The 22,407-nt window shown below is 64.9% G+C and carries 19 protein-coding genes and 1 other RNA gene; 8 read left to right on the top strand and 12 right to left on the bottom strand.

Features of this window, described 5'->3' with window-relative positions:
* Positions 1–112 precede the first annotated feature (112 nt).
* A complete protein-coding gene (locus ACTU6U_RS06690; protein WP_443468370.1) occupies positions 113–1,057 on the bottom strand; it encodes a proteasome assembly chaperone family protein in 945 nt (314 codons plus the stop codon).
* A gap of 102 nt (positions 1,058–1,159) precedes the next feature.
* On the opposite strand from ACTU6U_RS06690, the gene ACTU6U_RS06695 reads away from it, so the two are divergent.
* From ACTU6U_RS06695 to sucB, 3 genes are all read left to right on the top strand, one after another.
* A complete protein-coding gene (locus ACTU6U_RS06695) occupies positions 1,160–2,638 on the top strand; it encodes a leucyl aminopeptidase (protein ID WP_443468371.1) in 1,479 nt (492 codons plus the stop codon).
* On the top strand, positions 2,635–4,008 hold the full coding sequence (lpdA, locus tag ACTU6U_RS06700; protein WP_443468372.1) for a dihydrolipoyl dehydrogenase: 1,374 nt from the start codon (positions 2,635–2,637) through the stop codon (positions 4,006–4,008). The genes ACTU6U_RS06695 and lpdA overlap by 4 nt, the downstream gene beginning before the upstream one ends.
* Positions 4,009–4,073: 65 nt before the next feature.
* A complete protein-coding gene (gene sucB / locus ACTU6U_RS06705; RefSeq protein WP_443468373.1) occupies positions 4,074–5,750 on the top strand; it encodes a 2-oxoglutarate dehydrogenase, E2 component, dihydrolipoamide succinyltransferase in 1,677 nt (558 codons plus the stop codon).
* Between the two features lie 12 nt (positions 5,751–5,762).
* On the opposite strand, the gene ACTU6U_RS06710 is transcribed toward sucB, so the two are convergent.
* A complete protein-coding gene (locus ACTU6U_RS06710) occupies positions 5,763–7,163 on the bottom strand; it encodes a hypothetical protein (protein WP_443468374.1) in 1,401 nt (466 codons plus the stop codon).
* Positions 7,164–7,311: 148 nt separating this feature from the next.
* On the opposite strand from ACTU6U_RS06710, the gene ACTU6U_RS06715 reads away from it, so the two are divergent.
* Positions 7,312–8,022, top strand: a complete 711-nt coding sequence (locus ACTU6U_RS06715) for a DUF4191 domain-containing protein (protein ID WP_443468375.1) — start codon at positions 7,312–7,314, stop codon at positions 8,020–8,022.
* 33 nt (positions 8,023–8,055) lie between these two features.
* Here ACTU6U_RS06715 and ACTU6U_RS06720 read toward each other — a convergent pair whose 3' ends face one another.
* The gene (locus ACTU6U_RS06720; RefSeq protein WP_443468376.1) at positions 8,056–9,240 is read right to left on the bottom strand and encodes a RimK family alpha-L-glutamate ligase; all 1,185 of its coding nucleotides are present in this window, start codon (positions 9,238–9,240) and stop codon (positions 8,056–8,058) included.
* 17 nt (positions 9,241–9,257) lie between these two features.
* Here ACTU6U_RS06720 and ACTU6U_RS06725 point away from each other — a divergent pair, with 17 nt between their 5' ends.
* Entirely contained in the window at positions 9,258–9,746 is a 489-nt protein-coding gene (locus ACTU6U_RS06725; RefSeq protein WP_443468437.1) for an ATP-dependent zinc protease family protein, read from the top strand.
* Here the strand turns inward: ACTU6U_RS06725 and ACTU6U_RS06730 are convergent.
* Complete coding sequence (locus ACTU6U_RS06730; RefSeq protein WP_443468377.1) at positions 9,743–10,171, bottom strand: RDD family protein; 429 nt, start codon at positions 10,169–10,171, stop codon at positions 9,743–9,745. The two genes, ACTU6U_RS06725 and ACTU6U_RS06730, sit on opposite strands and share 4 nt — an antisense overlap.
* A 123-nt stretch (positions 10,172–10,294) precedes the next feature.
* Between ACTU6U_RS06730 and glnA the strand changes: the two genes are divergently transcribed.
* Positions 10,295–11,719, top strand: a complete 1,425-nt coding sequence (gene glnA, locus ACTU6U_RS06735) for a type I glutamate--ammonia ligase (RefSeq protein ID WP_443468378.1) — start codon at positions 10,295–10,297, stop codon at positions 11,717–11,719.
* Between the two features lie 75 nt (positions 11,720–11,794).
* Here the strand turns inward: glnA and ACTU6U_RS06740 are convergent, their stop codons facing one another.
* Genes ACTU6U_RS06740 through ACTU6U_RS06755 form a run of 4 tightly spaced genes read right to left on the bottom strand, consistent with a single transcriptional unit; the run spans position 11,795 to position 17,330 of the window.
* On the bottom strand, positions 11,795–12,709 hold the full coding sequence (locus ACTU6U_RS06740; protein ID WP_443468379.1) for a diacylglycerol/lipid kinase family protein: 915 nt from the start codon (positions 12,707–12,709) through the stop codon (positions 11,795–11,797).
* Between the two features lie 50 nt (positions 12,710–12,759).
* On the bottom strand, positions 12,760–15,735 hold the full coding sequence (locus tag ACTU6U_RS06745) for a bifunctional [glutamine synthetase] adenylyltransferase/[glutamine synthetase]-adenylyl-L-tyrosine phosphorylase (RefSeq protein ID WP_443468380.1): 2,976 nt from the start codon (positions 15,733–15,735) through the stop codon (positions 12,760–12,762).
* A 3-nt stretch (positions 15,736–15,738) separates the two neighbouring features.
* Complete coding sequence (locus tag ACTU6U_RS06750) at positions 15,739–17,076, bottom strand: glutamine synthetase family protein (protein WP_417512067.1); 1,338 nt, start codon at positions 17,074–17,076, stop codon at positions 15,739–15,741.
* Between the two features lie 14 nt (positions 17,077–17,090).
* Complete coding sequence (locus tag ACTU6U_RS06755; protein WP_443468381.1) at positions 17,091–17,330, bottom strand: SPOR domain-containing protein; 240 nt, start codon at positions 17,328–17,330, stop codon at positions 17,091–17,093.
* 68 nt (positions 17,331–17,398) lie between these two features.
* Between ACTU6U_RS06755 and ppgK the strand changes: the two genes are divergently transcribed.
* Positions 17,399–18,145, top strand: a complete 747-nt coding sequence (gene ppgK / locus ACTU6U_RS06760; RefSeq protein WP_443468382.1) for a polyphosphate--glucose phosphotransferase — start codon at positions 17,399–17,401, stop codon at positions 18,143–18,145.
* A gap of 98 nt (positions 18,146–18,243) precedes the next feature.
* Here ppgK and rnpB read toward each other — a convergent pair.
* The 4 genes from rnpB to ACTU6U_RS06780 all read right to left on the bottom strand — a co-directional run bounded on the left by rnpB (position 18,244) and on the right by ACTU6U_RS06780 (position 21,472).
* An RNA gene (gene rnpB, locus ACTU6U_RS06765) (RNase P RNA component class A) lies at positions 18,244–18,623 on the bottom strand.
* 14 nt (positions 18,624–18,637) lie between these two features.
* Entirely contained in the window at positions 18,638–20,329 is a 1,692-nt protein-coding gene (locus tag ACTU6U_RS06770; RefSeq protein ID WP_443468383.1) for a bifunctional 3'-5' exonuclease/DNA polymerase, read from the bottom strand.
* Positions 20,326–21,057: a zinc ribbon domain-containing protein gene (locus ACTU6U_RS06775; protein ID WP_443468384.1), complete on the bottom strand. Its 732-nt coding sequence runs from the start codon at positions 21,055–21,057 to the stop codon at positions 20,326–20,328. The genes ACTU6U_RS06770 and ACTU6U_RS06775 overlap by 4 nt, the downstream gene beginning before the upstream one ends.
* Positions 21,058–21,094: 37 nt before the next feature.
* Positions 21,095–21,472 carry a YchJ family protein gene (locus ACTU6U_RS06780; protein WP_443468385.1) on the bottom strand — a complete coding sequence of 126 codons (378 nt, stop codon included), beginning with the start codon at positions 21,470–21,472 and terminating at the stop codon, positions 21,095–21,097.
* Positions 21,473–21,522: 50 nt separating this feature from the next.
* Between ACTU6U_RS06780 and ACTU6U_RS06785 the strand changes: the two genes are divergently transcribed.
* On the top strand, positions 21,523–22,362 hold the full coding sequence (locus tag ACTU6U_RS06785) for an aldo/keto reductase (protein ID WP_443468386.1): 840 nt from the start codon (positions 21,523–21,525) through the stop codon (positions 22,360–22,362).
* Positions 22,363–22,407 lie beyond the last annotated feature (45 nt).

The following is a 22,407-nucleotide window of genomic DNA, read 5'->3' on the forward strand; positions in this document are numbered from 1 at the left end:
ACTAGTAAGACCCTTGTCAAGTCTTCCACGCGAGCGCGGACGATTGACAACGGGTCGGATTACCAGTATCTCACATGAATTGCGTGCCGGATGCAACGTGCGATGAAGAAGTTCAGGACCGTGAACGCTTGTCGTCATCGCCCGGCGGCCTGGTGGCGAGGTACCGCTCGAGCTCAGCGGCCAGCTCATCAGCGCTCGGCAGGTCGCGCTCGTCGAATCCGCCGTCATCGAAGCGGTCGACATCTTCGGGGTCCCGTCCCGCCATGTAGGAGTCGTAGCGGTTCTCGAGTGTGTGGATCATCTGCCGAAGCTCGTCGTTGCCTGCCACCTGATCGTTGACCTTGGCGAGATACTCCTCGCGGCTCTCGCGCAGATCGTCGAGCGCCAGCACGATTCCCGTCGAGCCCATCACCCGGTCCGCTGCCGCGATGACGGCCTCGGGATACTCGGTCTCTGCCAGGTAATGCGGCACGAGGAGGACGAAGCCGACGACCCGGTCTCCCCGCTCGGCGAAGCGGTACTCGAGCAGGTGCCCCACGGTTCCCGGAACCTGGGTCCGCGGACGCCATACCGAGAGGCTCGCGGTGATCTCCTTGCGGTTGCCGCTCACTGTTGTGCTGATAGGCCTTGTGTGCGGAACCGGCATGGCGATCGAATGCACCCACGTGATGCCCGAGATCGCGAACTCGTCCACGAAATCCATCACGGACTGTGTGAACGCATTCCAGGCGAAGTCCGGCTCGTAGCCTGAGAGCAGGAGGAACTGCTGGCCGAGCGTGTCATGCGCGATCGACAGCTCCAGTCGCGCAGGACGGTACTCAGTCAAATGGTCCTGCTCGAACACGAAGACAGGGCGACGAGCCCGATAGTCGAGCAGAACATCGTTGTCGTAGATCGCGATCGGCTGCGGATCTGTCACATCGCGCAGATGCTCGATCAATCCGGATACCGCGTTGCCCGCGTCTGTGAAGCCGGTGATCAGAATGACCAGCGGGAGTCCCTGCGGGACGGCGGGTGCGTTCGAGACGCGTTCGTACAGCTCTCCGGGGACGGGCATGCTTCCATGCTACGAGTCACCGCAGTCGGGAGGGGCGCAGTGGTCTCGCTCACAGCGAACATGCCTGGAGTGCTCGTGGCTTCCGGTGCCTAGGATGGAGGCATGACGCTTCCTGCGCTCTCGCACACAACTGATCCATTTCCCGGAAGCGCTGCAGACGCCGCAGTGCTCCTCGTCCCTGATCTCGAGGCGTACCCAGATGCCCTGGATGCCTATCCAGGATTGAAGGACGTGCTGGTCGCCATCGGCTTCACCGGCTCTGCTTCTGCATTCGCACGGGTTCATCTGCCTTCGCTCACCGAGCTTCCCTTCGCGGTGGTCGGTGCCGGCAAGGAGCTGAGCGCAGCCGCCGTCCGCGATGCGTCCGGAACCGCGCTCCGCACACTCACCGGCTTCGGCAGTGTTGCACTTGCTCTCGCCGGCCCGCTCGACGAGTTCGCTGCGGCCGCCGCAGAAGGCGCCGTCTACGGCGGCTATCGCTTCGAGGGATACCGCGCCAAGGCCGGCAAAAGCCGAGCGGATGCCGTCAGCGTGCACAGCTCGACGATCACCGATGAAGAAGCCAACCGCGCCCGCGTGCTGGGCGACGCTCTCGCACTGGTCAAGGACCTCGTCTCGGTTCCCGCCGAGTGGCAGAGCCCGACAGATCTTGCGCAGAGCGCAGTGGATGCTGTCGCCGACCTCGACGTTTCGGTCGAGGTCCTCGACGAGCAGGCGCTCGCCGAACAGGGTTTCGGCGGCGTCCTCGGCGTGGCACAGGGCTCGGACCGCCCGCCGCGCGTGGTGCACCTGGACTACTCGCCTGAGGGCGCCACGAGCCACATCGCGCTGGTCGGCAAGGGCATCACCTTCGACACCGGTGGGCTCTCGCTCAAGCCGGCTGCCTCCATGGTCGGCATGAAGTTCGACATGGCCGGCTCGGCCACCGTCCTCGCCGCGCTGCGCGCGATCGCCGAACTCAAGCTGCCCGTCCGCGTCACAGCCTGGATGTGCATCACCGACAACATGCCTTCTGGCAGCGCGACACGCCCGGGAGATGTCCTCCGGATGCTGGATGGGCAGACGGTCGAGGTGCTCAACACGGATGCCGAGGGACGACTGGTCCTCGCAGACGGCCTCGTTTCGGCAAGTCGTGAGAACCCGGATGTCATCTTCGATGTCGCAACCCTCACCGGAGCGATCCTCGTCGCACTCGGCCACCGGCACACCGGTGTGATGGGTGACGACGACGCTGTCAGGGAGTACCTTGCGGCCACCGAGACCGCCGACGAGCTCGCCTGGGCACTTCCGCTGCCCAGCTACATGGAGGATTCGCTCGACTCCCCCATCGCCGACATGATCAACGCCAACATGGGCGACCGCGCCGGTGGCTCCATGTTCGCTGGACTGTTCCTGCAGCGCTTCGTCGGCCGGGTCTCCGGTGAGGCAGACGCTGATCGCATTCCCTGGGTGCACCTCGACATCGCGGGCTCTTCGGAGAACGGCAGCGCAGCGTATGGATTCACCGATAAGGGCGCGACCGGCGCAACTGTGCGCTCGCTCGTGAGCTTCGCTGAAGCACGAGCCACGGAGGGCCGATGACCGCGCACACCTTCGACATCGTCATCCTCGGGGGTGGAAGCGGCGGCTATGCCGCGGCTCTCCGGGCCGCCGAGCTGGGCAAAAGCGTCGCCCTGATCGAGAAGGACAAAGTCGGCGGCACCTGCCTGCACCGCGGCTGCATCCCGACCAAGGCGCTCCTCCACGCCGCCGAGGTCGCAGATCACGTCCGTGATGCGGCATCCGTCGGCGTCAGCGCGACCTTCGGCGGTGTGGATGCTGCTGGCGTCCGCACGTATCGCGAGAACATCGTCGCCAAGAAGTACAAGGGCCTCGAGGGCCTGATCAAGGCACGCGGCATCACGACCGTGAGCGGCACTGGTCGGCTGAATCCCGACCGCACGGTTTCGGTCGGCGACGACGTGTATACGGGTACCGATGTCATCCTCGCGACCGGTTCGTACAGCCGGTCCCTGCCAGGGCTCGAAATCGGCGGGCGCGTTCTGACCAGTGAGCAGGCCCTCGCACTGGACGTCGTTCCCGAGCGTGTTCTCGTGCTCGGCGGCGGGGTCATCGGAGTCGAGTTCGCGAGCGTCTGGCGCTCCTTCGGCGCCGAGGTGACGATCATCGAGGCACTGCACCACCTCGTGCCCAACGAGGACATCGCCCTGAGCAAGGGCCTCGAGCGTGCTTTCCGCCGCCGCGGCATCAAGTATTCGTTGGGCACCCGCTTCCAGACAGCCGAGCAGGATGACACGAGTGTGACCGTCACTCTCGAGGACGGCACGTCCTTCACCGGCGACTATCTGCTGGTCGCGGTCGGGCGAGGGCCGGTCACTTCTGACCTCGGTTTCGAAGAGGCCGGGGTAACTCTCGAGCGCGGTTTCGTCACCGCAGATGAGGAACTGCGCACGTCGGCGCCTCATGTCTGGGCTGTCGGCGACATCGTGCCGGGGCTCCAGCTCGCTCACCGCGGGTTCCTGCAGGGCATTGCCGTTGCAGAGCGGATCGCAGGGCTCTCCCCTGCGCCGATTGCCGAGTCGCAGATTCCCAAGATCACATACTGCAACCCAGAGGTCGCGTCAGTCGGAATCACCGAAGACGCCGCTATCGCAGCGCACGGATCCGCTGGCGTCATCTCCTACGAGTACAGCCTCGCCGGGAACGGCAAGAGCGAGATCATCGGCACGAGCGGTCTCGTGAAGGTCGTCCGCCTCAAGGATGGCCCTGTGTTGGGTGTTCACCTGCTCGGCGATCGCGTGGGCGAGCTCATCACCGAAGGGCAACTCGCCGTCGCGTGGGAAGCGCATCCCGAAGACATCGCGCCTCTCATCCACGCGCATCCGACCCAGAGCGAGGCACTCGGCGAGGCTTTCCTCGCACTCGCCGGAAAACCATTGCACGCCCTCTGAACACCAACCGGTGTCAGGGTCACTAAGCTGAATATGTCATACACATTCTTGAAGGAGACTCCGTCATGAGCACATCCGTGGTCCTCCCCGCTCTCGGAGAGAGCGTCACAGAGGGTACGGTCACCCGCTGGCTGAAGCAGGTGGGAGACACCGTTCAGGCGGACGAAGGCCTGCTCGAGATCTCGACCGACAAGGTCGATACCGAGATTCCTTCGCCGGTCAGCGGCGTCATCGAGGAGATCCTCGTGGCCGAAGACGAGACCGTAGAGGTCGGCGCCTTGCTTGCCCGCATCGGCGATGGCAGCGGTGCTGCCGCTGCAGAGGCCCCCGCTGAGGCTGCTCCGGCAGCTGCGGAGCCCGCTCCGGCCGAAGCGGCCCCGGCGGCTGAGCCCGCTCCGGCTGCCGAGGCTGCGCCTACGGCATCCGCAGACGCGACCGACATCCGACTCCCTGAACTCGGTGAGAGTGTCACCGAGGGCACGGTCACTCGCTGGCTGAAGCAGATCGGTGACGAGGTCGCGGTCGATGAGCCTCTGCTGGAGATCTCCACAGACAAGGTCGACACCGAGATCCCCTCGCCGGTCGCTGGTGTTCTGCAGGAGATCGTTGCTGCAGAGGACGAAACCGTCGAGGTCGGCGGTGTTCTTGCCCGCGTCGGCTCTGGCGCTCCGGCCGCAGCACCTGCTGCTCCTGCGGAGGCTCCTGCTCCTGCTCCTGCAGCAGCAGCTCCTCCTGCGGCAGCTCCGGCTCCCGAAGCAGCTCCGGCGGCCCCCGCACCTGCTGCAGCACCGGCAGCTCCGGCTCCTGCCGCTGCACCGGCTCCTGCTGACGGCGCTAAGGACTCGCTCTACGTGACCCCGCTCGTGCGCCGTCTGGCTTCGCAGCAGGGCATCGACCTGGCAACCGTCACCGGTTCCGGTGTCGGCGGACGCATCCGCAAGGAAGATGTCCTCAAGGCCGCAGAATCCAAGAGCGCAGCTCCGGCTGCAGCTGCAGCCCCTGCCGCTGCGCCTGTCGAGGTCTCGCCGCTGCGCGGAACGACGCAGAAGATGTCTCGTCTGCGCAAGGTCGTCGCCGAGCGCGCCGTCGCATCCCTGCAGCAGACCGCTCAGCTGACGACCTTCGTCGAGGTCGATGTCACGGCCCTGGCCAACTACCGCAACAGCGTCAAGGACGAGTTCCTGAAGAAGACGGGCGACAAGCTCTCCTTCCTCCCGTTCTTCACGCTCGCGGCAGCTGAGGCTCTGCAGGCGTTCCCGATCATCAACGCAACGGTGGACGGTGAGAACATCGTCTACCCGGCGACCGAGAACATCTCCATCGCGGTCGACACCGAGCGCGGTCTTCTCACGCCGGTCGTTCGTGACGCTGCGACGAAGAACCTCGCTCAGCTCGCTCACGACATCGCAGACCTCGCAGCGCGCACTCGTGACAACAAGCTGAAACCCGACGAGCTGGCCGGTGGCACGTTCACCATCACCAACACCGGTTCGCGTGGCGCGCTGTTCGACACTCCGCTCGTATTCCTGCCGCAGTCGGCGATCCTCGGCACCGGCACGGTCTTCAAGCGCCCCGGCGTCGTGACCGTCGACGGCATCGACGCGATCGCTGTGCGTTCCTACGCATATCTCGCGATCTCGTACGACCACCGCATCGTGGACGGTGCCGACGCGGCGCGCTTCCTCGGAGCGGTCAAGGCTCGCCTCGAGGCAGCGAACTTCGCAGCCGACCTCGGAGCCTGATAGCGGTTCGAACTAATCTGGCTGGTGCGCGACGTCGTAGATGTCGCGCACCAGCCATTTCTGTCTGTCGCGCTCAAGCACGAGAATCTGCCCCGACGACTCCGCGTTCGCGTCGATCGGCGTGAGCCTGACGACAGCGACGTCACCGTAGTCATCGACGAGCTCAGCCGTGCTGCCATCTGGGCCGTGAGATACGGGACCGGCGGCCGGCACAGCGACACCAGCTGACAGCGCTTGCGGACAGGACTCGAGACGCGCTTCGGCACACGCAGCGATGCTCTGGAGCATCGCTGGCACTGCGTCGAGCGCCTGCTCCTCCACTGCTGGTGAGGGCTCTTCCTGCGGTTCTTCCGTCTCCGCGCCGCCCTGTTCCTCTGCTGCCGGAGGTGGGACCTCAGCATCCGGTGTGCTCTTCGGCGTCGATTGCGATGCCTGCGCCGCCTCAGGATCCTGCCCTTCCGGCCACATCAGACCGACGACGAGGACGAGCCCCGCCAGCGCTCCCGCGACGATCAGCGCCCGCTTGCGCGTGGGTGGTGGTCCGGTACGAGGTGTCGCAGCCGCACCACGCGGTTTCCCTTCAGTGCGTCGGTGCAGGAGCGACATCGCGCCGTCGTGCGATGAGCCGGCGAGCCCACGCAGGGTGGTGAGCAGCTTTCGCCATGCGCGCTGAGACGTGCGTGATTCGCGCAGCGATCGCCGCAACGGTCGTCGCATCTCCGTTCCGGGGCGCAGCGCACGCCTTGATTGCACATCTGAAGCCTTCTCCGGAGCGAAGATGTCCGTTCGCAGCGCGCGGGGCGCAGCGATCGCGAACAGCTCACCCTCCCAGCGCACGTCGTCATCGTGATGGTGTCGGCGTTCACGAAGTGCACTCTGCATTTCGTCCAGTATTCGCAGGGTGGCGCGATCATTCGTGTGTGCGGTGAGCCTCTCGACGAGGCCTCCGGTGCGCGAACGAGCGGCACCCCCGTCACCGTGGACGAAAAGAGGACGCCCGTCGCCTGTCAGCCACCAGTCGCCGATTCCGTCCGACGCCGCATCACCGAGTTCGCGCAGACCTCGGAGGAAACTGGCAGTGAGCGTGGCGAGCTCGCCCGGTGCGAGCAGTGCATTCGCGGCGCGCCTTCGCCCCAGAAAGGTCTCCACTCGCTGCGTGCACCACGGCAGAAGCGCGTCGTGTCCGTCCCTCCGGCGACGAACATCGAGGATCCCGCACACATGCTCGGTGTCGGAGTATGCCCATCCGCCCCATTCTGAAAGCTCCTGCGTATCGATGCAGACAGCGACGCTGTCTTCGTAGACCACCAGCGCGCCGGAGAACGGCCCCTCGCCTCCATCCACTGTGCGGACCCGACGATGGACGCCGGGCACCAGAGCAGAGGAATCAGAGGGGGCTGCAATCTCGGTCATCGCCTCATCACATCGCATCCGATCACCGCTCCGCGCCGGCAGCGACGTGAATGTGGAGAGATCCGTCAACCTACGACAATGTGCATGACAAGTGCGCCCCCCGCGAACGCGAACTTCAACACTGCGTTGAATCGGTATTCTGGTGGGTATGGCTAAGCGTGCTCCTGAACCCGAAAAGCGTCCGGGGTTCTTCTCCCAGATCAAGTCCCTCTTCCGGTTCACACGCGAGGTGTATGGGTGGTTGCCGTGGGCGCAGATCGCAATCCTCGTTGCGGGTGTGCTGATCGGTCTTGTCATCGGCTACCTCATCCCGCCATTCCAGATCTGGTCGCTCGTGCTCTGGGGCGTCACCGGCCTCATGCTCGGTGTGCTGGGTGCGCTGTTCCTGATGACGCGTCTATCGACGACGGCGATGTACCAGAAGATCGACGGAATGCCCGGTGCGACCGGTCACATCCTCAGCAGCAGTCTCGGCCGCAAGTGGCAGGCGTCTGACACTCCGGTCGGCATCAACCCGAAGACGCAGGAAGCGGTCTACCGCGCGATCGGCCGCGGCGGCATTGTGATCGTCGGCGAGGGCTCGCGGGGACGACTCACGCGCCTGATCAACGAGGAGCGCACGAAGGCTCAGCGTGTCGCACACGGCGTGCCGGTCAACGTCTTCTACGTCGGCCACGGCGATGACGACGTCGCGATCTCCGATCTCGCCAAGACCATCAAGAAGCTTCCCAACGCGATCAACAAGACCACGCTCGCTGCCGTGATCCGCCGGATCGACTCCGTCTCGCAGTCTGTCGCGTCGTTGCCGATCCCGAAGGGGATCGACCCGACGAAGATGCGGGCACAGCGCCCGCGCTGAGCCTGAGGGTGCGGGAACGCTGCGCACGCATCGTCAGATGAGCGGCGCCTTCGGGAGCTTGCGCACCTTCGCACGGCGTCGGCGTCGTTCGGGGATCATCGATCGCATCTCGTCGAGCTTTCCGAAGCAGAGCAGCCTGTCATCGGCCTCGAGCACGAAGTTCTTGCGGGGGTTGGGGATCACGCTCACGCCGCGGTGCAGCGTCAGCACGGTGATATCTCGCTCCCACAGCCCTGACTCCCCCAGAGTCTTGCCCACGAGCTCTGCGGCGTGGTGCACACTCAGCTCCGCCACCCCGTAGCCGGTGGACACCGTCAGGCGCTGCCGTACGTCGATCTCGGGGAACGCGACCTGCGCGGCGATGTAGTCGATGATCGCGCCCGCGACGTCGAGCTTCGTCGCCTGCTCGATTCCCTGCAGACCCGGTGAAGAGTTCACTTCCATCACCAGCGGCCCGTCGTCGCCCTCGAGCATGTCGACACCCGCGACCCGCAATCCCATGATCTGCGCCGATCGCACGGCAACCGCCTCGTACGCCGGGTCGAGCTGCACGGCCTCGACGCTGCCGCCGCGGTGAACGTTCGATCGGAACTCGTCACCAGCGGCGACTCGACGCATCGCCGCAACGACACGATCCCCGACGACGAGCGCACGGATATCACGGCCGCGGCTCTCGGCGATGAACTTCTGGATCAGCACGTTCTGCCGCGTGGAATGCAGTGTCTCGATGATCGCCTCGGCGACCTTCACCTGAGGCGCGAGGATGACGCCGATGCCCTGGGTTCCCTCGAGCAGCTTGATCACCACGGGGGCGCCGCCGACGCGCTCGATCGCCGGACGTACATCAGCGCGATTGCGCACGAATGCCGTCGCCGGCATCGCGATGCCATGCCTCGAGAGGATCTGGCTCGCGCGCAGCTTGTCACGCGCACTGGAGATGCCGTTGGCCGTATTGGGCGTGTAGACGTCCATCTGCTCGAACTGGCGCACCACAGCGGTGCCGAAATAGGTGATCGAACTGCCGATCCTCGGAAGGATCGCGTCGTAGTCGCTCAGCTGTTTTCCGCGGAAGTGCAGGTCTGGTTCGTCACCGGTGAGGTCGATGGCGAACTTCAGAGTGTTGAGCACTTTGACGTCGTGGCCGCGTTGTTGTGCAGCCGCGCGTAGACGCTGGGTGGAGTATGCCTGCGGTGCACGGGAGAGGACGGCGATCTTCACGTAGATTTCCTGCCAAGATGTATCGCGTGGTTATGACATCCCATTCAAACACTCTTATCGGGTGGCGTGAATGGGTGAGCCTGCCGGATGTCGGCGTCGATTGGATCAAGGCCAAGATCGACACCGGTGCACGGACTTCTTCTCTGCATGCGTTCGACATCGTAGAGTTCGATCGCGAGGGTGAAGACTGGGTGCGGTTCCGCGTGAATCCATGGCAGGACACCGATGCGGATGCCACGATCGTGGAATGCCCGATCCACGATCGTCGTGAGGTGCGCAGTTCTTCAGGACATGCGCAGCAGCGACTGGTGGTTCTGCTGGCCATCCGCCTCGTTGATCAACCCATCATCGCGGAAGTGACTCTCAGCAGAAGAGACGAGATGGGGTTTCGGATGCTGATCGGCCGGGAGGCCTTGCGGCGAGGATTCATCGTCGACCCGGCGCGCTCTTTCCTCGGCGTTCGTGCGCCCAAGGCAGCACGAAGACGCAATCGCGGCCGCGCCTAACCGCGGATCAGGATCGTTCCCGCGGCCTTGTCATGAAGTCCGCGCTGGTCGGCGTCCCATATCACCGCGGGAACGACGATCACCAAGAGGAGCGTTCGTACGATCGGGCGCCAGAGCCCTACCCATCCACCGCCCATACGCACCACGCGCATCCCGAGAATGCGGTGTCCAGGGCTTCCGCCCAGAGTCGGGATGAAAATGATCTGAAGAGCCGCGAAGACCATCATCGGAGCGAACAGGGTGAGCCCCGCCTCGTCGGGCAGGGCGAACTGGTCGTAGCCGAAGAACCCTGTGGCGATCAGTGTTGCCGCGAGGTAGTCGATGACGAGTGCGCCAATGCGGCGACCGGCTCTGCCGATGCTGCCGTGGCCGGTTTCGGGGAGGCCGAGACGCTCACCTGGGTATGAATTGCGTTCTTCGGTCACCGAGTCAGTCTACCGAGGGTCTGTAACATGGCTGAAACAAAGAGGACACGGCGGAGTAATGCCTCGCCCATAGTCTTCGTGAAGGTCTCAAGACCAACAACCCGAATCATCCAGGAGTGATACATGTTCACCGATTCGTCCGAAGTACTGAGCTACATCAAGGAGAACGACGTCAAGTTCCTTGACATCCGCTTCACCGACCTGCCAGGTGTGCAGCAGCACTTCAACATCCCGGCATCGACCGTCGACGAGGCATTCTTCACCGATGGACAGCTCTTCGACGGGTCGTCCATCCGCGGATTCGCCAGCATTCACGAGTCCGACATGCAGCTCATTCCAGATGTCACCACGGCCTACCTCGACCAGTTCCGCGAGGCCAAGACGCTCGTGATGCTGTTCGACATCTACAACCCGCGCACCGGTGAGATCTACTCGAAGGACCCGCGTCAGGTGGCCAAGAAGGCCGAGAAGTACCTCGCGTCGACCGGCATCGCCGACACCGCGTTCTTCGCCCCTGAGGCCGAGTTCTACATCTTCGACGACGTCCGCTACTCGGTGACCTCGAACACCAGCTCCTACAGCGTCGACTCCGAAGAGGGCGCGTGGAACACCGCCCGTGAAGAAGAGGGCGGAAACCTCGGCAACAAGACGCCGTACAAGGGCGGCTACTTCCCCGTCGCCCCCGTCGACAAAACCGCAGATCTGCGCGATGAGATGACTCTCAACCTCATCGAGGCGGGCTTCGCTCTCGAGCGCTCGCACCACGAGGTCGGCACCGGTGGTCAGCAGGAGATCAACTACCGCTTCGACACGATGGTCCACGCAGCGGACGACATCCTGAAGTTCAAGTACATCATCAAGAACACCGCCGAGCAGTGGGGCAAGACAGTCACGTTCATGCCCAAGCCTCTGTACGGCGACAACGGCTCGGGAATGCACACGCACCAGTCGCTGTGGAGCGAGGGCAAGCCGTTGTTCTATGACGAGGCTGGCTACGGTCAGCTCAGCGACATCGCCCGCTGGTACATCGGTGGTCTGCTCAAGCACGCCAACGCCGTCCTCGCGTTCACGAACCCCTCACTGAACAGCTACCACCGCCTGGTGAAGGGCTTCGAAGCACCGGTCAACCTCGCGTACTCCGCCGGCAACCGCTCAGCGGCGATCCGCATCCCGCTGACGGGATCGAACCCGAAGGCCAAGCGCATCGAGTTCCGCGTCCCGGATGCTTCGAGCAACCCGTACCTTGCCTTCGCTGCTCAGCTGATGGCAGGACTCGACGGCATCAAGAACCGCATCGAACCGCTCGCGCCGATCGACAAGGACCTGTACGAGCTTCCCCCAGAGGAAGCGAAGAACATCCCGCAGGTCCCCAACTCGCTGCTCGACTCGCTCGAGGACCTGCGTGCAGACCACCAGTTCCTCCTCGAGGGCGGCGTGTTCACCGAAGAGCTCATCGAGACCTGGATCTCGTACAAGATGGAGAACGAGATCCTGCCGATCGCTCAGCGACCGCACCCGTTCGAGTTCGAGCTCTACTACGGCGTCTGACCGTCAGCTCCCCCCACAGAAGAAAGTGCCGGCTCTCGCCCACAGCGAGGTCCGGCACTTTTGGGTTCACCACACTCAGAGCACCCGGAGTGCACCGGCCTGCACCCGTACTTCAAACGATGAGACCTCGCCGACTTCTTCGCCGTCCACCTCGAACGCCAGGGGCGAGCTCAATCCCACTCGAATGCGCTCCGCGCTCAGATGATCTGTCGAATCGGTGCTGATGGCTTCCTCACCCCGCGTGAGCAGACGGCGGATACCGTTGTCCCAGACCACGGAGCGCACGGTATCGAGCCACTGCAGCGCGCCTTCCGAGCTCACCAGCAGCAGATCCAGACGCCCATCGTCGAGAACCGCATCCGGAAGCAGACGCACACCGCCCTGCACCATGCCGCAATTGCCGATGAGGAGGGTATGTCCGCGAATTTCCTGCGGCTCGCCGTCATCGATCGTGAGCGTCACATCGGTCATCTCGGTGCCCGCCATCGCGCGTCCCATCGCCTCAACGTAGGCGAGCCAGCCTGCGCGATCCTTGAGATCGTCATCGGTCTCGACGAGCATCTGCGCGTCTACTCCGAAACCCACCATGACCGCAAAAGCACGCTCGTCCTCATCGTCGAAGCGCACCCAGCCGAGATCTATGCGCCGATCTACGCCAGCGCGAATCCGCTCCAAAGCCGCAGGAATGTCGTCCAGCGGAACTGCCAGATTGCGGGCCAGCAGATTGCCAGTGCCCTGCGGAACGATGCCCACAACGACATCGGTGCCGGCAAGAGCCTCGGCTACCGCTCTCACGGTCCCATCGCCGCCGACGGCGATCACCGTGCCGCAGCCGGCATCCACAGCCTCCTGCGCCATCCCACGGCCCGGGTCGTCCTCGCTGGTCTTCCACCAGCGCACGTCGTCGCCGAGGCCCGCAGCCACCGCGCTGCGCAGCGTGTCCTCGTCGATCTTCGAAGGATTCCAGATGATGCCGTACGTCCCAGTCATGTGCTCAGCCTGAGCTAGAGCCGACAAATCTGCAACTGGGCGCGGAAGCCTCAGCCGTAGAAGAGATTCTCGAACACGCGACGAGCACGACGAGTCGTGCCGAGGTAGTCCTCTTCGACGTCGTTCGCCGAACGATCGGGATAGTCCAGCAGGCGTCCGATGGCGTCGAGCTCATGGCGGTCCCACGGCAGCACATCGGTGGTCTGTCCGGTGCGCAGCGTGATCGCGGACCGCAGCCTGCTGGCCAGCAGCCAGGCTTCGCGCAGCAGTTCCGCATCTTCCTCGGTGAGAAGCTCTGCATCAGACGCGGCGTGCAGCGCCTCCAGCGTCGAGGTCGTGCGCAACTCTGGCACCGCGTGCGCGTGCTGCAGCTGAAGCAACTGTACGAGCCATTCGACATCGCTGAGCCCGCCGGGCCCGAGCTTGAGGTGCCGGTGCGGGTCCGCGCCCCGCGGCAGCCGCTCGCCCTCGATGCGCGCCTTGATCCTCTTGATCTCACGCAGGCCCTGCTCTTCGACGTCGACCGGGTAGCGGATGCTGTCAGCAAGAGTCATGAAGCGTGCGGTCAAGCCGGGGCTGCCGGCTACGCCTCTGGCGCGCAGCAGCGCCTGCGCCTCCCACGACACCGACCAACGGCGGTAGTACTCGGTGTACGCGGCAAGAGAGCGCACGAGCGGCCCATTGCGGCCCTCAGGGCGGAGATCAGCGTCGAGGTCGAGCGGAACCTTGTTGTCGGTCAGGTGTTCACGCAGACCTGCTACCAGCTGCTTCGCGAGAGTCTGGGCACGCTCAGGGTCGACGCCATTCGCGTCGTACACGTAGAGGATGTCGGCGTCGGAGCCGAAACCGAGCTCTGCCCCGCCGAATCTTCCCATGCCGATGATGGCGAACTCGAAATCATCTTCCTCCGCAGGAACGACTTCTCGGCGCACTGCTCGCAGAGCGGCCTGGATCGTGATGTCCGTGATGGTGCTCAGCGCCGCCGCGAGCTCCTCGATGCTCAGAACATCGAGCACCGCGCCCATCGCCGTGCGCAGCAGTTCGCGGCGCCGCAGCGCCCGTACGGCCTTCAGCGCGGAGGTCACCGACCCATGACGAGTCTGGATCGCCCTGGCCTCTTCGTCGAGCTTGTCTGCTCCGCGGGGACGCAGCCGAGACATCTCGTCCAGCCATGCCACCGACTCCGGGATCCACTCGAGCAGTTCGCCGACGTAGCGCGATGAAGACAGCAGAGTGGTCAGGTGCTCGGCCGCTCCGGCAGAGTCGCGCAGCATCCGCAGGAACCAGGAGGTGTCACCGAGACGCTCGCTGATGCGGCGAAACGAGAGCAGACCGTAGTCGGGGTCGCTGCCGTCGCCGAACCAGCTCACCATGATCGGCATCAGGTGCCGCTGGATCGTCGCCTTGCGGCTGATGCCGGAGGTCAGTGCGCCGATATGGCGCAGAGCACCGGCAGGATCGCGGAAGCCGATCGCTGCCAGGCGATCTCTCGCCTGCTCCGTGGAGAGTGTGCGCTCCTCTTCGGGAAGGCCCGCAACGGCGCTCAGGAGCGGCCGATAGAAGAGCCTGGTGTGGATGTCGCGCACTTCACGTCGCACGCGCTCCCAGAGCTCCCACACGCCCTTGGCGCTGTCTGCGAGTCCCGTCGCGCGTGCCAGGACGCGCAGCTCCTCGTTCGTTCGCGGCATGAGGTGAGTGCGGGTCAGGTCTTTCAGCTGCAGCCGGTGCTCGAGCAGTCTGAGCGTCCGGTAGTCGGCGGCGAAGATCGCAGCATCCGCTCGTCCGATGTATCCACCGGCCACCAGAGCGTCAAGGCTCTCCAGCGTACCGCGCGTGCGGATGTCTGGATCTGTGAGGCCGTGCACGAGCTGCAGCAGCTGCACGGTGAACTCGATGTCCCGAAGGCCGCCGACGCCGAGCTTCAGCTGGTACGGAGCATCCTCCGGATCGACGTGCTCGGTGACGCGCTCCCGCATCCGCTGCACGCTGTCGACGAAGTTCTCCCGTGCGGCGCTCGACCAAATCTTCGGCTGCACGGCTTCCAGGTATGCCTCGCCCAGCGCCTCATCGCCGGCGATCTGCCGTGCTTTCAGGAGCGCTTGGAACTCCCAGCTTTGCGCCCAGCGATCGTAGTACGCGAGGTGGGAGGCGAGCGAGCGGACGAGCGCACCTTGTTTGCCCTCGGGGCGGAGGTTCGCATCGACCTCCCACAGCGGCGGCTCTACCTCGATGCCGGAGATACCCTGGATGGTCTCCCTGGCCAGGCGGGTCGCGATGTCGATTGCGCGTCCCTCTTCGAGAACGTCCTCATCCAGCGACCCGCCGACGAAGATCACATCGACATCGCTGACGTAGTTGAGCTCCCTTGCCCCCGCCTTGCCCATGCCGATGATCGCAAGCTGGGTGAGCACCACCTGCTCGGCAGGCACAGTCTCCGCGACCTTCGCCCTGGCCACGGCGAGCGAGGCCTCGAGCGCCGCTCCAGCCGCATCAGCGAGGGCAGCGGAGATCGCCGCGATGCGTGTTGCGGGTTCGGGGGTCGTCAGATCGATCGCTGCGATCTCCGCAAGGGATCGGCGGTATGCGATCCGCAACGCGACCCAAGCCGTCTCGTCGCTGTGTGCAGCGACGCCGTCGACCGCGCCGACGGCGTCGAGCAGCCGCTCGCGCAGCGTCGCCGAGCTGGGCACGAGCGGCCCGGTATCGGTCAGTATCGACAACTGCTCCGGATGCCGCAGAAAGAAGTCAGCAAGCCCAGTGGATGCTCCGAACACTCGCCAAACGATCTTCCGCGTCTCTGGATCGTCCAGAAGTGATCGCAAGATCGCTGGATCGCGCCGCGCAACCCGCAGCATCCCCTCCGCCGCGGAATCAGGGTCGGCGGCCACCGCGCCGTTCAGGAGCAGCGCGCCGTCGAGCCCGACCAGCTCGGACAGCTCTTGCACCGCTGCCGCACTCGAGGTCAGATCAGTGAAGCCGAATCGTGCCAGTGCCGAGCGCGAAAGCGCGGATTCTGACCGGGCCATCGATCAGAGCAGTTCGAGGTTGCTCTTCAGCTCGAACGGAGTGACCTGGCCGCGGTAGGCCTCCCACTCCTTGCGCTTGTTGAGCAGCACGTAGTTGAACACCTGCTCGCCAAGCGTCTCCGCTACGAGCTCCGAGTCCTGCATCAGCTCGAGTGCGTGGTCGAGGCTCGCCGGCAAGGACGAGTAGCCGAGCGCGCGACGTTCCGCATCGCTCAGCGACCAGACGTTGTTCTCCGCCTCTGCAGGCAGCTCATACTCCTCTTCGATGCCCTTCAGCCCAGCAGCAAGCAGCAGCGCGTAGGCAAGGTAAGGGTTCGCAGCCGAATCGAGGCCGCGGTACTCGACGCGCGAGGACTGGCTCTTATTCGGCTTGTACATCGGAACGCGCACGAGTGCCGAGCGGTTGGCGTGGCCCCACGTCACGAAGCTCGGTGCCTCGTCGCCGCCCCAGAGACGCTTGTACGAGTTCACGAACTGATTCGTGACCGCAGCGATCTCATTGGCGTGCTTGAGAAGACCCGCGATGAAGTGGCGACCGGTCTTCGAGAGCTGATACTTCGCGCCCTCTTCCCAGAAGGCGTTCTGATCGCCCTCGAACAGCGACATGTGCGTGTGCATGCCACTGCCTGGCTGATCGCTCATCGGCTTCGGCATGAACGTTGCGTAGACACCCTGCTCGATCGCGACCTCCTTCACCACAGTGCGGAAGGTCATGATGTTGTCGGCAGTCGCGAGGGCATCCGCATAGCGGAGGTCGATCTCGTTCTGGCCGGGGCCGCCCTCATGGTGGCTGTACTCGACGGAGATGCCCAAGTCCTCCAGCATCCGCACCGAACGACGACGGAAGTCGTGCGCCGTGCCGCCGGGGACGTTATCGAAGTACCCCGCGGAGTCAACCGGGACCGGGCCTTCTGGTCCGATCACCGACGACTTGAGCAGATAGAACTCGATCTCGGGGTGCGTGTAGAACGTGAAGCCGGCATCCGCCGCCCGTGCGAGGGTGCGCTTGAGCACGTTGCGAGGATCCGCAACCGCGGGTTCACCATCAGGCATGGTGAGGTCGCAGAACATGCGCGCGGTGGGGTCGATCTCTCCGCGCCAGGGCAGGATCTGGAAGGTCGTCGGATCGGGCTGCGCGAGCAGATCGGACTCGTGAGTGCGCGTGAGGCCTTCGATCGCGGATCCGTCGAAGCCGATGCCCTCGGCGAAGGCGCCCTCGACCTCGGCAGGTGCGATCGCAACAGACTTGAGCGTGCCGATGACGTCGGTGAACCACAGGCGCACGAACTTCACGCCCCGCTCTTCGATGGTGCGCAACACGAAATCGCGCTGCTTGTCCATGCTCATACGGTGAGTTACTTCCCGTCCGTGTCGGTCACTTTGCGCCAGTCCTCATCGATGGCCTCTTCGACCGCCCACGCTTCGGACCGCTCGCGCAGAGTCTGCACCGCGTGCGACGCGGCTTCAGCCGTATCGAAGGGCCCTACCCGGTCGACAGCGGGCGAGACATAGCCGTACTCGACCTCACCCGTTTCGGTGTTGTACCAGTACTTTCGCTCACCATTGGACATGTACGAATCTTCTCCGCGAGACATGGCTCATCCCTTCGTAAGGCTTTGTCACGATCCTAGTGGCGCCGCGCACTCTCGCTAGGCTATTACTCATGGCAAAAGCGATCGGCGTCGACATCGGCGGCACAGGCATCAAAGCAGGACTCGTCGACCTCTCCCACGGCACGATGGCGTCGGACCGGGTTCGCGTCCCCACCCCTGAGGGCGCATCCCCGCAGGACGTGCTCGCAGCCGTCCAGAGCGTACTGAAGACGCTGGAGGTCGAGGACTCCGCACTCCCCCTCGGCGTCGCGTTTCCGGCGATCGTCAAGCGCGGCAAGACGATGTCCGCGGCGAATGTCTCGAAGGAATGGCTCGACTTCGACGCCGAGCGCTTCTTCCGTGATGGCCTGAACCGCAACATCGTGTTCGTCAACGACGCGGATGCTGCCGGTGTCGCAGAAGCACGCCACGGCGCCGCGCGCGATGTGCAGGGTCTGACCATCCTGACCACCCTCGGAACCGGCATCGGCTCCGCGTTCCTCTACGACGGCGTTCTGGTGCCGAACTCCGAGCTCGGTCACCTGAACTTCCGTGAGTTCGACTCGGTGGAGAAGTGGGCCGCTACCTCGGCTCGCGAGCGCGAGAACCTGACCTGGGCCGAGTGGGCAGAGCGTCTGCAGGCGTTCTACACGCACGTCGAGTTCCTCTTCAGCCCCGACCTCTTCGTCGTCGGCGGCGGCGTTTCGAAGAACGCAGACGACTTCCTTCCGCTGCTCGAGCTGAACACTCCGATCATTCCGGCAATCCACCGCAACAACTCCGGGATCATCGGCGCGGCCTCGCTCGCCGCGGACTGAGCCGCTTCCCTCCTTCGCAAAACTGCAAAACCACGCCGAGACAGCAGCGATACAACGCTGTCTCGGCGTGGTTTTGCAGTTTCGGTGCAGGCGTGGGGCGAATGGGCCAGCCGATACGCCGGGTTCTGTTCCAGGGCCCCTCTCGGGGCTCCCTTCGACGGTCATCTATCTACGCGACGCGTTGCCGCGCCGCTCCAGCGGTCTACCCGAGGACTCGGCGAGCCGCGTCAACATCCTCTGTCTGACCTTGCTCCGGACGAGGTTTACCTGGCAGGTCATGTCGCCATGACCCCCGGTGGTCTCTTACACCACCCTTTCACCCTTACCGCGTTCACCGACGAGCGGGGATCGCGGCGGTCTGCTCTCTGTGGCACTGTCTCGCGGATTGCTCCGGGTGGGTGTTACCCACCATCCTGCCCTGTGGAGCCCGGACGTTCCTCGGTGCGGTCTCCCGCAACGCGACCGTCTGGCCGACCCATTCGCGTGCCCAGTCTACTTCTCTGCTGTCTGCACGACCTGCAGGTCGAGAGGGACGTCGATGGGGAATGATCCGAAGAGACGTCGCGTCGCAACGGCCGCGGCCTCACGGACGGCGTCGGCCGCAGCATCCGCCTGCTCCTGCGGGACGTGCAGAATCACCTCGTCATGCAAGAAGAACGCCAAGTGCGCCCTTCGGGCGAAAGGTCCGGATGCCGGGGCAACCGTTGGCGCTTCAGGAAGCTGCCTCAAGCGATGACGTATCTCCGCCAGCCAGATCAGCGCCCACTCCGCTGCGGTGCCCTGCACGATGAAGTTGCGGGTGAAACGGCCGCGCTCTCTGGCGCGCTGCTTGGCGATCTTCGCTGCCGCACCGTCGGCGCCGGACTCCCGCGCGTCTGATTGCTGGCTCTGCCATGCGGCATCGGGGCGAGGCGAAGAGCGACCGAGGCTCGTCGAGACCACGCCGCCGCTCTCTCCCTCTCTGGCGGCAGCATCCACACGATGCATCGCGCGGGGATAGACCTTGCGCAGGCGCGGGACGAGTCGTCCGCTATCTCCGGTGGTCGCGCCATACATCGCGCCGAGCACGGCGTACTTCGCCTCTTCGCGAGTGGCGACGGCTCCCGATGCCACCACACCCGCGTACAGATCCTGGCCGCGTGCGGCTTCAGCCATGGCGAGGTCCTGTGACATCGCGGCGAGCATCCGTGGCTCCAGCTGCGCGACGTCAGCGACGACCAGCGTCCACCCAGCGTCCGCGCGTACGGCCGGACGAAGCATCCGCGGCAACTGCAGGGCTCCTCCGCCCGCCGACGCCCAGCGCCCGGTGACAACGCCGCCGGGAATATACACGGGGCGAAAGCGCCCGTCTCTCACCCACTCCGCCAGCCACGCCCAGCCATTGGCGCTCATCAGTCGAGAGAGCTTCTTGTAGGCCAGAAGGGGAGCGATCACCGGGTGCGCGATCTCGCTCAGCTCCCACTGACTCGTCGACTCGACGTTCACGCCGACCCGGTGCAGTGCGCGCAGCAGCTTCACGTGGCTGTCGAGGTGCAGCTGATCATCGCCCAGGTGAAAGCGAACCTCACTGGCGAGTTCCGCCATGCGCGACGGCACGCCGCCCGCAGTGCGCGCGCCGAGCGTCTCGGTGAGGATGCGATCGTGCTCGGCGGCATCCCACGGGAGTCCAGCAGCACGCATCTCTTCTGCGATCAGTCCTCCGCCGGATTCAGCGGCGCACAGCAGCCCGAGTCGGCCGGTGCGATCTGAGGCGATCACGCGCAACTGCTCTTGAAGCTGCGCCTGGAGTTCTGCCGCGGTGGCCGCGCCAGAACGCTCGTCGGTGTCGAAGAGTGCGGGTTCGCCCGCTTCGGGTTCGCCCGGAATCCAGTCGGCAGACGGTGCGAGCGGTCTGGCAACGACGTCCGTATCGCGGAGGATCGCATGGCAGAGCATCAGGTCATGTGCGCGCGTCAGCTGCACGCCGGCAGCGAGAAATCGCGGGTAGACATCCCTTGCACTGCGGATCACCCAGCGTGGCCGCTCTGCTTCTTCGACAGCACGGATCCAGTCGAAGAACTCGCGCGATGTGAGGTCGAATCGCTCGAGTTCGGAGCCGACGGAGTCCACGCGGATCGCGACAGCACCCTCCGAGTCGGTGAGGGCCAGCAGGATTCGGGAATCGCCTGCCGCCCGACGACTCACAGTCCTGATTCGTCGGTACGCACCAGGATCGCACCGCACTCGGGGCACGAGATCACTGCATCTGGCGCAGCGTGGCGAACCTCGTTGAGGTGCGTGCCGGAGAGCATCATGCGGCACCCTTCGCACGTGCCTCGGCGCAGCAGGCCGACGCCGATGCCCCGGGACGCCCTGCGCGTGTACTCGTCAAGAAGCGCGGGCGGCACATCGGCGCTGATCGCCTCACGATCACGAGTGAGGTGCGCTATCTCGGTCGCAGCGGCCGCGATAGAGGCTTTGGCGCGAGCGGTGAGCTCGCTGCCCTCAGCCGTGGTCGCGTCGATGAGCGCCTGCTGCGTGGCCAGATCGGACTCCGCCTGCTCAGCGCGATCCATCACCTCGAGCTGCTGGTCCTCGAGAGCACTGATGCGCATTGCAAGGCTGACGAGTTCACGCTCGAACGCCTGTGCGTCCTTCGAGTTCGTGGATGTTGCGAGCCGGTCGCTGTCTCGCGTGCGGCGCTGCTCGGTGACCTTCACGTCGGATTCCACGCGAGCAAGCTCCGTGCGGACATCGTCACGGATGCCTGTCAGCCTGGTGAGTTCGCGCAGCTGTTCCTGGCGTTCTTTGGCGAGCTCGTTGATACGCGGTCCCTCGGCCGGCGTCGTGCGCTGACGTTCGGCCTGCTGGAGGCGGCGGTCAAGGTCTGCGATGTCGAGAAGGACTCGCTGCTGCTCGGGACTGGCGTTCACATATCCAATCTACCTGGGGCAGCCGACATCCGATGCGTCAGTATGCCGCCCCGTCGAGATACGTCCACACGCGATCCTCGCGGAGGAAGCGGCTGCGTTCCCGCATGGAGTCACGCACTCCGTCCGCACCGCGGAAGTGAGCGTCGAACGCCACGACGCCCTGAGCATCGAAAGGGCCACCCGCGACGGTGTCGAGAATGTCGAGGCGAGTCCAGGTGATGTCGTCGTCGAGCTCGAGTTCTGCAGGACGCGTGGACGGATGCCACGACCGCAGAAGATAAGGTGCGTCTCCCGTAGCGAACGCGGTGAATCGAGACCGCATCAGCCGCTCAGCAGTCGGTGCGGCGATCGTTCCGGAGAGGATCGGACCGCAGCACGCGTCATATGTGTCACCGGAGGTGCAGGGGCAGCGCATCTCTCCATCATGCCGCGTACGCTGGGGCACGACTCTCGAAGGAGACCTTGATGACTGCACTTCCCGTCCGCACAGCGCACAACGGCTTCACGCTCCCTGCCCTCGGTTTCGGCACTTATCGCCTCAACGGCAGCGCAGGTGCCGCTGCCGTCGCAAGCGCAATCGATGCCGGTTACCGACTCGTGGACTCTGCGTTCAACTATGAGAACGAAGGCGCAGTCGGGCGAGGCGTTGCGGAAGCTATGACGGCACGCTCTGAAGTAATCGTGACGACGAAGCTTCCCGGACGGCACCATCCGTCGGAGAAGGCACGCTGGAGCATCGAGGAGAGTCGCGATCGTCTCGGGCTGGATGCCACGGACCTGCATCTCATCCACTGGCCTAACCCGATCCAGGGCGAATATGTACAGGCCTGGAGCGCGCTCATCGACGCGCAAGAACGCGGCACGGTTCGCCAGATCGGCGTATCGAATTTCCTGCCCGAGCACCTCGAGCGGCTCGAGCGCGAAACGGGTGTGCGACCGGTGGTGAACCAGATCGAGGTGCACCCGTATCTCCCGCAGACCGAGCAGCTCGCGTACCACCGAGAGCACGGGATCATCACCGAGGCATGGAGCCCGATCGGGCGGGCGAAGGCGCTGGTGCAGGAGCCGTTGATCATAGAGATCGCCGCGGCTCACGGCATCACTCCCGTCCAGACGGTGCTCGCGTGGCATGTCGCGCGGCAGAGCGTCGCGATTCCGAAGGCGTCGTCTGTGGAGCACCAGCGTGCGAACCTGGCCGCAGCATCCGTCGTCCTCGATGATGCCGAGGTCGCCGCGATCACGGCGTTAGGTCGCCCCGACGGTCGCCTCTTCGACGCCGACCCGAGGACGCACGAGGAGTCCTGACCCGGCTCCGACAGTTGACGCCACCTCGGAATACCCGCGGGCCCA

Source organism: Microbacterium zouquanmingi (assembly GCF_052266695.1).
GTDB lineage: Bacteria > Actinomycetota > Actinomycetes > Actinomycetales > Microbacteriaceae > Microbacterium.